The sequence below is a fragment of the Candidatus Frankia nodulisporulans genome, from assembly GCF_902806475.1.
GTDB lineage: Bacteria > Actinomycetota > Actinomycetes > Frankiales > Frankiaceae > Frankia > Frankia umida.
On record NZ_CADCWS010000436.1, the window covers coordinates 1 to 1969 of the forward strand.

Annotated in this window: 1 protein-coding gene; it reads left to right on the top strand. The window is 74.2% G+C overall.

Annotated elements, in window-relative coordinates; translation table 11 throughout:
* Positions 1 to 36 precede the first annotated feature (36 nt).
* Positions 37 to 1752: a lactate racemase domain-containing protein gene (locus G6R24_RS20550; RefSeq protein ID WP_163550778.1), complete on the top strand. Its 1716-nt coding sequence runs from the start codon at positions 37 to 39 to the stop codon at positions 1750 to 1752.
* Positions 1753 to 1969 lie beyond the last annotated feature (217 nt).

The following is a 1969-nucleotide window of genomic DNA, read 5'->3' on the forward strand; positions in this document are numbered from 1 at the left end:
TGACTTCATGCGGCGGACGGAAAAGGACGTGCGTCGGTGAGACCGGGGTTCGTGCTCGAGGTGGACGAGCGGACTCCTCCGCTGTTGGTGCACCAGGGCGACGGGGTGTTGTTGGAGCGTTTCCCGGTGGGGACGCGGGTGGTGTATCCGCCGTTGCCGCGGCCGGGGGTCGACGCGGTGGGGGCCGCGGTGGACGCGGCGTTGGCGGCGCCGGTGGGCAGTGCGCCGTTGGCGTCGTTGTTGCGTCCGGGGCTGCGGCTGGTGCTGGTGGTCTCGGATGCGGGGGTGCCGGCGCCGCGGATGCGGGGGGTGGACGTGCGGGCGCGTCTGCTGGAGCGGGTGCTGTCGGTGGTGGCGGCGGCCGGTGTCGATGAGGTGCGGCTGGTGGTGGCCACGGGGTTGGGGCGGCGGCGGTCGGCGGCGGAGGTCGAGGCGCTGGTGGGTGAGCGGGTGTTCCGTTCGTTCTGGCCGCAGCGGCTGGCCTGTCATGACGCGTTCGACGAGGCGAACCTGGTGGAGGTGGGGGTCAGCGGCGCCGGGGAGGCGCTGCGGGTGGCCCGGCCGGTCGCCGAGGCGGATCTGCTGATCTCGGTGGAGGTGGTGCAGGACCCGGGTGTGGGGGGTCTTGCGGGTCTGGCGGCGGGGGTGGCGTCGTACGGGTCGTTGCGGGCGGCGCGCGGTGTGTCGGCGGCGATGCGGGATGCGGCCGGCTGGTTCTCCTCCCCCACCCCGGTCGACTCCCCCGGTGTGTCCGAGGCGGCCGGCTCGTCCGACTCCCCCGGCTCGTCTGGCTCGTCTGGCTCGTCCGGGACGGTGGGTGTCTCCGGCTCCCCTGGCTTGTCGGAGGTGGCTGGTGGTGTGTCCGGGGGTGGGTCGCGGGCGGTGCTGGGCCGGTTGGGTGGGGTGCTGGCGGGCGCGGTGCCGGTGTTCGCGGTGACGGCGACGGTGAACGCGGCGGTGGGTCCGGCGGCGGCGGGGTTCCTGACCGGACGTGAGTGGGAGTGGTCGCTGCCCGATCAGGTGATGGCGTTGGCCGCCGCGCGTGGGCTGGACCGTCTCGGGGGCTGGGCGCGGCGCCGGGTGTGGCAGGAGACGGCCGCCGACTACGCGGTCACCTCGGTGGGGGCCGGGGATGTGCGGGCGGTCACCGAGGCGGCGTGGGCGCTGGTCGAGGGGGGCCAGCGGGTCGGTGTCGAGGGCCAGACGGATGTGCTGGTGGTGGGGTCGGCGCCGTTCGGGGTGCACCACGGTTCGGGTCCCGGGGACGCGGTGCTGGGCGCGCATGGGGCGCTCGCGGAGGTGCTGGGTCGGCACACGGGCCGGCCGGTGGTCCGCGAGCATGGTGCGATGATCGTTTACCATCCGATGGCGGCGCGGTTCTCGCAGGTGCATCAGCCGTCGTATGTGGATTTCTACGCCGAGGTGCTGGCGGAGTCGCACGAGCCGGCGACGATCGAGGCGAAGTTCGAACGTCGGTACGCCACCGATCCGTGGTACGAGTCGTTGTACCGGTCGTCGTTGGCGTTGCCCGGGGTGCATCCGTTCCACCGCTGGTATGAGACGGCGCCGGGGCGGGCGTATCTGGGTGAGGTCGTGGTGGTCGGTGGGGATCGGGTGGTGTGCGCGCGGTTGGGGTTGCGGGCCGCGTCGACGTTGGCGGACGCGTTGGAGATCGTGTCCGGGTCGGTCGGGCGGGATCCGTCGGTCACCTATCTGCACGCTCCGCCGCGGCTGGTCGCGGATGTCCGGTGAGGGCCGGGCGCAGGCGGGTGGACGGTGTGTGTCGGCGGGTCGGGATCGGCAGAGGCGGGGATGAGCGGCATGGGTAGGCCACGGCGGGGTGTGGGGCTGCGGGAGGCGGCGCGGGAGCTGCGGGCGGCCGGTGGGCGACCACGGCCCGCCGAGGCGCCGCCGTCGGTGATCGCCGCAGCCGCGTCCGACTCCGGGTCGGAGGCGGACTCCGGGTCCG